This is a genomic window from Shinella lacus, assembly GCF_010994755.1.
Lineage (GTDB): Bacteria > Pseudomonadota > Alphaproteobacteria > Rhizobiales > Rhizobiaceae > Shinella > Shinella lacus.
Genome location: NZ_WHSB02000009.1, coordinates 223,283 through 231,731, shown reverse-complemented (window position 1 = coordinate 231,731; position 8,449 = coordinate 223,283). Strand labels below are relative to the sequence as shown.

At 64.2% G+C, this 8,449-nt stretch carries 8 protein-coding genes; 4 read left to right on the top strand and 4 right to left on the bottom strand.

What is annotated here, in order from left to right:
• The coding region (locus tag GB927_RS23130) for a formyltransferase family protein (RefSeq protein WP_305110499.1) at nucleotides 1-290 on the top strand (290 nt) is incomplete at its 5' end.
• Nucleotides 291-985: 695 nt separating this feature from the next.
• Here GB927_RS23130 and GB927_RS23125 read toward each other — a convergent pair.
• Nucleotides 986-2,290, bottom strand: a complete 1,305-nt coding sequence (locus tag GB927_RS23125) for an NAD(P)/FAD-dependent oxidoreductase (RefSeq protein WP_256119575.1) — start codon at nucleotides 2,288-2,290, stop codon at nucleotides 986-988.
• A complete protein-coding gene (locus tag GB927_RS23120) occupies nucleotides 2,290-3,639 on the bottom strand; it encodes a glutamine synthetase family protein (protein WP_256119574.1) in 1,350 nt (449 codons plus the stop codon). Before GB927_RS23120 ends, GB927_RS23125 begins: the two co-directional genes overlap by 1 nt.
• 178 nt (nucleotides 3,640-3,817) lie before the next feature.
• Here GB927_RS23120 and GB927_RS23115 point away from each other — a divergent pair, with 178 nt between their 5' ends.
• Nucleotides 3,818-4,480, top strand: a complete 663-nt coding sequence (locus GB927_RS23115; protein ID WP_256119583.1) for a GntR family transcriptional regulator — start codon at nucleotides 3,818-3,820, stop codon at nucleotides 4,478-4,480.
• Here the strand turns inward: GB927_RS23115 and GB927_RS23110 are convergent.
• Nucleotides 4,477-5,184: an MOSC domain-containing protein gene (locus GB927_RS23110; RefSeq protein WP_256119573.1), complete on the bottom strand. Its 708-nt coding sequence runs from the start codon at nucleotides 5,182-5,184 to the stop codon at nucleotides 4,477-4,479. The two genes, GB927_RS23115 and GB927_RS23110, sit on opposite strands and share 4 nt — an antisense overlap.
• Before the next feature lie 147 nt (nucleotides 5,185-5,331).
• Between GB927_RS23110 and GB927_RS23105 the strand changes: the two genes are divergently transcribed.
• Nucleotides 5,332-6,585 (top strand): NAD(P)/FAD-dependent oxidoreductase, encoded by a 1,254-nt coding sequence (locus tag GB927_RS23105; protein WP_256119572.1) that lies wholly within the window; start codon nucleotides 5,332-5,334, stop codon nucleotides 6,583-6,585.
• A gap of 176 nt (nucleotides 6,586-6,761) precedes the next feature.
• Here GB927_RS23105 and GB927_RS23100 read toward each other — a convergent pair whose 3' ends face one another.
• Nucleotides 6,762-7,202: an Lrp/AsnC family transcriptional regulator gene (locus GB927_RS23100; protein ID WP_256119571.1), complete on the bottom strand. Its 441-nt coding sequence runs from the start codon at nucleotides 7,200-7,202 to the stop codon at nucleotides 6,762-6,764.
• A 112-nt stretch (nucleotides 7,203-7,314) separates the two neighbouring features.
• Between GB927_RS23100 and GB927_RS23095 the strand changes: the two genes are divergently transcribed.
• On the top strand, nucleotides 7,315-8,415 hold the full coding sequence (locus GB927_RS23095; protein ID WP_256119570.1) for a saccharopine dehydrogenase family protein: 1,101 nt from the start codon (nucleotides 7,315-7,317) through the stop codon (nucleotides 8,413-8,415).
• The last annotated feature ends 34 nt before the right edge of the window (nucleotides 8,416-8,449 follow it).

Below are 8,449 nucleotides of genomic sequence, written 5' to 3'. Positions count from 1 at the left end.
GGGCAAATCCCTACAAGCAGGCCTTCGAGCGCGGCGTGAAGCTGATCGGTGCCACGGCGCACTACGTCACCGAGGATCTCGACGAAGGTCCGATCATCGAGCAGGACGTCGCGCGCATCACCCATGCGCAGTCGGCGGAGGATTATGTCTCGATCGGCCGCGACGTGGAGAGCCAGGTTCTGGCCCGCGCGGTGCACGCCCATATCCATCACCGTGTGTTCATGAACGGCAACAAGACCATCGTCTTCCCGCCGAGCCCCGGTTCCTACGCGTCCGAGCGCATGGGCTGATATCCGCCTCCGCATGGCCGTCCTTCCGCGCATGGCGGGACGGCCCGCAGGAGTGCCCACCGGGTTGATGAAAGTATCCAGTCCGGAGAACCGCGCAAAAGCGTTGCCTCTGGAAATTGGTTTGTGGTGGCTTCGCTTTCGCGCGGCCCCAGGCGTTCTTCGGAGGTGGTCTCGCCTCCTTCAGGCGTGGTGAGAGCTTCGCTGCACATTGTCCTCGCATGCGCCTTGTCCGAAAACCGCTGACGCACTTTTCGGGGGCATGCGCCGGCAATGCTTGCATGGCGGACCCAAACCGACCCCGCGACCCGGGGAAGGGGAAAGCCTTTCACGCCACAGGGTGATTATCCCCACAGCGCGTCCCACGCCTCTTCCGCTTGCTGCCGCACGTACCGGCCATCCACGAAAGCGCCTCCTCCCGCCCGCATCGACACGTTACGCGATCCGTCCGGCGGCGGAAGGATGCTCAGGATAGGGGAGGTTTTGGGGGTGGGGAAAATGGGGAGGGTAAATTTTTCGGAATGGTGCGGAGAACCCCCCTCTTGCCTGCCGGCCATCTCCCCCACAAGGGGGGAGATTGGATGGAGCAACGTCCCGCCCATCACAGAGGGTAGAGTTTGGGCGCTGTTCAGGCCTCTTGCCGATCTCCCCCCTTGTGGGGGAGATGCCCGGCAGGGCAGAGGGGGTATCTACGCTGACTACAGCCCGAAGGCATCCTTGAACTGATACCACCACGAGCCAATCGTGGAGTACTGGGCACGGAACATGCGGCCGCCGGGGAAGGGGATCCACGGCAACTTTTCGAACTGGCTGAAGCGGGAGAGGTCGCCGTGGATGGCTTCCGAGAGGATGCGGCCGAAGAGGTGGGAGCCGGTAACGCCGTGGCCGCTGTAGCCGTGGGCGAAATAGGTGTTCTTGCCGATCTTGCCCATCTGCGGCACACGGGAGAAGGACAGTGCGAAATTGCCGCTCCAGGCGTAATCGATCTTCACGCCCTTCAGCGAGGGGAAGACCTTTTCGAGGTTCGGGCGGATTTTTGCGCGCACGTCGGCCGGATCAGTGCCGCCGTAGACGGTGCCGCCGCCGAAGATCATGCGTTTGTCGGCGGACAGGCGGAAATAATCGAGGATGTAGCGCACGTCCTCGACGCACATGTCGGAGGGGATGAGCGCGTCGGCGCGATCGCCGAGCGGCTCGGTCGCGACCATCTGGGTGGAGACCGGCATGACGCGCGAGACGAGTTTCGGCACGACATGGCCGAGATAGGCATTGCCGCAGAGCACGGCGACATTGGCGGTGACGCTGCCCTTCGCCGTGTGGATCACCGGCTTTTCGGCCTCGTGCTCGACGCGGGTGACGGGCGACTGTTCGTAGATCACGCCGCCGAGCGATTCCAGCGCCTTGGCCTCGCCGAGCGTGAGGTTCAGCGGGTGCATGTGGCCGCCGGTCGTGTCCAGCATGCCGCCGACATAGGCGTCCGTGTTGACGAGCTTGCCGATCGCCGCCTTGTCGAGCATCTGGTGGTCGTCCATGCCATAGCTCTTCCAGAGCGCCTTCTTGTGCTCCAGGTCCTTCATATGGGCGGGCGTATAGGCGGCGTAGATGTTGCCGACCTTCATGTCGCAATCGATGTCATATTGCGAGACGATGCGGCGGATGATCTTGCCACCTTCCTGCACGAGGCCGCCGACGAAGGCGCCGGCCTGGTCGCCGTAACGGCGCTTGATGGTGTCGAGGCTGGCATTGAGGCCGTTGACGATCTGGCCGCCATTGCGGCCCGACGCGCCCCAGCCGATGCCCGCACCTTCGACGACCACGACCTTGTAGCCCTTTTCGGCAAGGTGGATGGCGGTCGAGAGGCCGGAATAACCGGCGCCGAGCACGGCGACATCGGCCGTCACCGCGCCTTCGAGCACTTTCGGCATGCGCACGATGTTGCGGGAGGCGGCGTAGTAGCTGTCGGGATAGGTGCCGTTGCCGGCATAGGATTCATTCGTGGCCATCAGACGATTTCCAGGTAGGCGCTGAATTCGAAGTCGGTCACCTGTTCGGCGAAACCGGCGATTTCCTGCCGCTTGCAGGCGATCAACATGGAGCGAAGGTCCGCGTCAAAAATTTCCGAGACGATCGAGCCGTTTTCGAAGGCGGTGACGGCGGAACCCCATTCCGAGGGGATGCGCGGCAATTGCGAGAGATAGGCGCGGCCCGAGACCGGTGCCGGCGGCTCCCACTTGTTGCGGATGCCGACGAGGGCGGCGCCGAGAATGCCGGCCATGACGAGATAGGGGTTGGCGTCGGCGCCGGCGACGCGGTGCTCGATGCGGCGCGCCTTGTTGCTGCCGCCGGGAATGCGGATGGCGGCGGTGCGGTTCTCGTAGCCCCAGGAGACGGAGGTCGGTGCGTGGGTATCGGGGCGCAGGCGGCGGTAGGAGTTGAAATGCGGTGCGAAGAGCAGGGTCGATTCCGCCATGCCGCGCGTGAGCCCCGCGACGGCGTGTTTCATGATGTCGGAGCCTTCCGCGCTGCCGTCGTCGAAGACATTGTTGCCGTCGGCGTCGATCAGGCTGAAATGCATGTGCATGCCGGAGCCGGAGCGCATGCCGTAGGGTTTTGCCATGAAGGTGGCGGCAAAGCCGTGCTTGCGCGCGATGCCCTTGACGATGCGCTTGAAGAACAGCGCGTCGTCGGCGGCCTTCAACGGATCGTCGGAATGCATGAGGTTGATTTCGAACTGGCCGATGCCGTTTTCCGCGACGGCCGAATCCGCCGGCACGTTCTGGCGCTCGCATTCCGCATAGACATCGGAGAAGAACTGGCCGAAATCGTCGAGCTCGTCGATCGACAGGATGGCGTCGGAATCGAGCCGCTTGCCGGTATAGGGCGAGATCGGCGGCTGCGCGTGGTCGGGCTCGGCGTCGATCAGGTAGAATTCCATCTCGGAGGCGACGACGGGGCGAAGGCCGAGTTCGTGATATTGCCGGACGATGTTGGCGAGCGCCTGGCGCGGATCGGCGAGGAAGGGTTCGCCGTTCTCCTTGAACAGCCAGAGCGGCACGACGGCGGAGGGTTTCAGCGTCCAGCTTACCGGTAGAGCCCCGCGGCCGGTGGCGGCGCAGATGCCGTCCATGTCGCCCGAGGCGAAGACGTGGCTGGAGCCGACGATGTCCTCGCCCCAGACGTCGACGCCGACGATGGACAGCGGCATGCGGATGCCGCCCTTCAGCACCTTTTCCGCCTGGCCGACGGGCACGCGCTTGCCGCGCAGGATGCCGTTCAGGTCGCAGACGACGGCTTGAATGCTCTCCACGCCGTCGGCGGTGATCAGCCAATTGGATTCTTCGCTCGGGGTCATCGTTTTTTCCATATCACATAATTATTTTTGTGATCACATTTCGAAAATATGCACACTTTCTTGTCGCCGGTCAAGCTGCTAGAACCTGTTTCGGGGGATAGGATAACATCCGCAAGCCGGTGACAGGAGGGATGGATTGGGCAATTTGGCGCTTGAGCCGCTGGACCGGCCGGACGGCATGACGACGCATGAATATGCGCATCGTCGGCTTCGTCAGGCGATCATGGTGGGCTCGATCCGGCCGGGCGAATCGCTCACCATCCGCGGCATTGCCGAAGCCATGGAAAGCAGTCCGACGCCGGTGCGCGAGGCGCTGCGCCGGCTGAGCTCCGAAGGGGCGCTCCGGGTGCTCGACAATCGCCGCATCATGGTGCCGCGCATGACGGCGGACCGGTTCGGCGAGCTCGTTTCGCTGCGTTCCGTTCTGGAGCAGCATGCGGCGCGGCGCGCCGTGCCTCATATCACCGAGCGCCGCATCGACCGGCTGGCCGAGATCGACAAGGCGCAGGACGAGGCGATCCGGCGCAAGGACAATGCGACGGCGCTGCTGTTGAACCAGGAATTCCATCGCACGCTCTACAGCGCCAATCCCGAGCAGGTGATCATGCCGATGGTGGAGAGCATCTGGCTCCAGCTCGGTCCCTTCCTCGGCATCGCCATGGAACATGTGGCACAGCTCTATTTCGTCGATCGCCATGTGGAAGCCATCGAGGCGCTGCGCAAGCGCGACGAGGATGCCGTGGCGGCGGCAATCAAGGCCGATATTTCCGAGGGCATCGGCGGCTTCGAGCGCGCGGCGATCGAAAACCTGCTCAGGCTTGCCGGGCAGTCGGTCACTTAGTCGACGGTCACGGCATCGCCGCGGCTTATGCGGCCCGGGCCGACCACCTTCGCCAGAACCCCGAAACCGCCGCCGCCATGTTTGGCGATCGTGTGAAGCACGTCCTTGTCGAAGGGGATGCCGGGCTGTCCGAGCGCCGTGAAGGCGCAGCGGGTGCAGGGTTCGGTGATTTCGACGGTCGCACCGCCGATGCGCAACGCTTTGCCGATCAGACCCTGTTCGACGAAATCGATGTCGTTGTCGTCGGTTTGCACCAGGATGTTCGGGCGGAAGCGCTTGGTGTCGATGATTGCTGTCGGCAGCAGGGCCTGCAGGCGCGCGAGCGATGCGGTGGTGAGGATGTGCAGGTGGCCGCGGTCGTAACGGGGTGCGGCGTCCGCCTCGCCGAAGGGCCGGAAGCGGACGGGAAAGCCGAGATGATCCGACGCCGCTTTGTCGGCGGGCGGCGAGGGGACGGGATGCCATGTCGTGCCATTCTGGGTGATCTCGGGGCCGTCAGCGCCTATCCGGGATCGAAGGCCCGGGACGGCTCGCCAGCGCCGTTCGCTTTCCGGTGCGGCCACCGCGGCGCTGTCCGCGTCGAAGAGGCCCCATTGCCGGTCGCCGGCAATGCCGGTGTCGTCGAGGTTGGCGGTTTCGAGCCTTTCGCCCGTCAGCGAACTGACCGGGTAGCGCCAGAGTTCGCTTGCCGTGCCAAAGCGCATGCCGTGTCCTTTCCGGTCTCTCGTCGTGGCGCGAGGCTATCGTCCCGGCCGCCTGCGTCAAGGCGCTTTGCCGCAAGCAAGCGGCTTGCATCCCGCATTCGGGCCATGCAATGGATCAGGGACGTGAATGTGGACTAGGGGCAGCACATGAAGACGGATGTCATTGTTCTCGGCGCAGGCGTGATCGGCATTTCGACCGCGATCCATCTGGCACGGCGCGGCAAGTCGGTGGTGCTCGTCGATCGGCGTGGTGCCGCGGAAGAGACCTCCTACGGCAATGCCGGCCTCATCCAGCGCGAGGGTGTCTTCCCCTATGGTTTCCCGCACGATTTTGGCGCGCTCTTTCGTTATGCGCTGAACAACACGATCGATGCGCATTACCACCCGTCGGCCATTCCCGGCATCATTCCGTTCCTGGCGCGCTACTGGTGGCATTCCGGCTTCCGCCAGCACCAGAGCATCGCCCATCTCTATGCGCCGCTGATCGAGAACTCGATTTCCGAACATGCCGACCTGATCGCCGCCTCCGGTGCGGACGATCTCATCCGCAAGGACGGCTGGATGAAGGTGTTTCGCACGGAAAAGGCGCGTGACGCGGCCTATGCGGATGCGGAAAAGCTGTCCGCCAATTTCGGCGTCAACCACCAGAAGCTGACGACGGCGGAGGTGGCTGCGGCCGAACCCTCCATCCGCGCGGAGCTCACCGGCGGCCTGCGCTGGACCGACCCCTGGTCGATCCTCGATCCGCAGAGCCTGATGAAGCGCTACCTCGCCTATTTCCAGTCGCTTGGCGGCACGCTGCAGTCGGGCGATGCGGCGACGATCGAACATGTGCTGGAAGGCGAGGGCTGGCGCATCGCGACGCCCGAAGGCCCGCTCGAAGGCAAGGAAGTGGTGGTGGCGCTCGGCCCCTGGGCCGATACGGTGACGCGCAAGCTCGGCTACCGCTTCCCGCTCGCCGTCAAGCGCGGTTACCACATGCATTACGGGGCGGAAGAGGGCGCGCATCTCAACAACTGGGTGCTCGATGCCGAACGCGGCTATTTCCTGGCGCCCATGCAGCGCGGCATTCGCCTCACCACCGGCGCCGAATTCGCCAAGCGCGACACGCGCAAGACGCCGGTGCAGCTGCGCCGGGCGGAAAAGGTGGCGCGTGAATTCTTCCCGCTCGCCGAGCGGCGCGACGAGGAACCGTGGATGGGCTGCCGCCCCTGCACGCCGGACATGATGCCGATTATCGGCAAGGCCCCGCGCCATTCCGGCCTCTGGTTCGCCTTCGGCCACGCCCATCACGGCATGACGCTCGGGCCGATCACCGGGCGCGTGCTGGCGGAAAAGATGCTGGGCGAGCGCACGGTCATCAATATCGGGCCGTACCGGCCGGAGCGGTTCATCGCCTGATGGCGGTGATGTGAGGGCAACGCACTCCACCCTCCGTCATCCTCGGGCTTGACCCGAGGATCCACGTTTCACGGCACGCCTGGAGTTTGTGGCATGGATCCTCGGGTCAAGCCCGAGGATGACGGAGGAGAGGTTGCGGGTCGTGGTTGTAGGTCGTTGAGGCCGCAGGCAATCACCTACCGCCTGATCCGCGTCGACAGGATGATCGACGACAGCGTGCGTTCCACGCCCTCGATTTCGCCGATGCGGTCGATCAGGTGGTCGAGTTCGGCGATGGATGTTGCTTCCACGATGGCGATCAGATCGAAGCTGCCGCTGACGGAATGCAGCGTGCGCACGGCGGAGATGGCGTGCAGTTCGGTGGTGATGCGGGCAAGCGTCTTTGGCGCGATGGTGATCAGCACATGGGCTTTCACCATGCCGCTCTCATAGGCGTCCGAAAGCTTGACGCCGTAGCCGGCGATCACGCCGTCGCGCTCCAGCCGGTCGATCTTTGCCTGAACGGTCGTGCGCGACAGCCCGAGCTTGCGGGCGATGGTCGCGGTCTGTTCGCGGGCGTTTTCGCTGAGGATGGCGAGAAGCTCGCGATCCTTGGCGGCTAGCGTCGTTATGCTCATATCTGTCGTCATTCTGCCGATATCGATGATGTATTATGCCAGATATGGCGCTTTAAATCGACACCGCCCGCCGGCAAAATAAGTGCATCAATTCATGCCGGAGGGAAATCACATGAAGGACATCGTCGTCATCGGCGCAGGCAAGATCGGCTCGACCATCGCGCGCATGCTGGCTCACAGCGGGGATTACAGCGTCACCGTCGCGGACCGTTCGGACGAGCAGCTCGCCGCCGTCGAGCGCCACGCCGCCGTCTCCACCAAGGTCGTCGACATTGCCGACGCTGCCGCCATGAAGGACCTGCTGACCGGCAAGTTCGCCGTGCTTTCCGCCGCGCCGTATCACCTGACGGTCGCGATCGCCGAAGCGGCAGCCGCTGCCGGCGTGCACTATCTCGACCTCACGGAAGACGTCGAATCCACCCGCCAGGTCAAGCGTATCGCAGAGACCGCCAAGACCGCCTTCATCCCGCAGTGCGGCCTGGCACCGGGCTTCATCTCCATCGTCGCCAACGACCTCGCCAGCCGCTTCGATTCGCTCGAAAGCGTGCGCATGCGCGTCGGCGCGCTGCCGCAGTACCCCTCCAATGCTCTGAACTACAACCTCACCTGGAGCACGGACGGCGTCATCAACGAATATATCGAGCCCTGCGAGGCGATCGTCGAAAGCGCGCTGATCGAGGTTCCCGCACTCGAAGAGCGGGAAGAATTCTCGCTCGACGGCGTCACCTATGAGGCCTTCAACACGTCGGGCGGCCTCGGCACGCTCTGCGAATCGCTGAAGGGCAAGGTGCGCACGCTGAACTACAAGACGATCCGCTATCCCGGCCACGCCGCCATCATGAAGGCGCTCTTGAACGACCTCGGCCTGCGCCATCGCCGCGAAGTGCTCAAGGACATTTTTGAGAACGCCCTGCCGACCACCACGCAGGACGTCGTCATCGTCTTCGTGACCGTTTCGGGCCGCAAGGGTGGCCGCCTGATCCAGGAAACCTACGCCAACAAGGTCTACAGCGCGCCGATCGCCGGCGTCCTGCATTCCGCGATCCAGATCACGACGGCCGGCTCGATCTGCGCCGTGCTCGACATGCTCGCCGACGGCACGCTGCGCGCCGAGGGTTTTGTCCGCCAGGAGGAAATTGCGCTGGAAGCCTTCCTCGCCAACCGTTTCGGCCACTATTACGCCCAGGAAAACCACGGCGCCCGCGCTGCCTGAGCCGAAAAACCTCTTTCAGACGCCCCGGCATCGT

What these genes read in the sequence shown, in the direction of transcription:
- GB927_RS23110 (WP_256119573.1), bottom strand. Translation starts at nt 5,184, where the DNA reads ATGCGCTTTGGCACGGCAAGCGAACTCTGGCGCTACCCGGTCAGTTCG.
- GB927_RS23100 (WP_256119571.1), bottom strand. Translation starts at nt 7,202, where the DNA reads ATGAGCATAACGACGCTAGCCGCCAAGGATCGCGAGCTTCTCGCCATC.
- GB927_RS23105 (WP_256119572.1), top strand. Translation starts at nt 5,332, where the DNA reads ATGAAGACGGATGTCATTGTTCTCGGCGCAGGCGTGATCGGCATTTCG.
- GB927_RS23095 (WP_256119570.1), top strand. Translation starts at nt 7,315, where the DNA reads ATGAAGGACATCGTCGTCATCGGCGCAGGCAAGATCGGCTCGACCATC.
- GB927_RS23115 (WP_256119583.1), top strand. Translation starts at nt 3,818, where the DNA reads ATGACGACGCATGAATATGCGCATCGTCGGCTTCGTCAGGCGATCATG.
- GB927_RS23120 (WP_256119574.1), bottom strand. Translation starts at nt 3,639, where the DNA reads ATGACCCCGAGCGAAGAATCCAATTGGCTGATCACCGCCGACGGCGTG.
- GB927_RS23125 (WP_256119575.1), bottom strand. Translation starts at nt 2,290, where the DNA reads ATGGCCACGAATGAATCCTATGCCGGCAACGGCACCTATCCCGACAGC.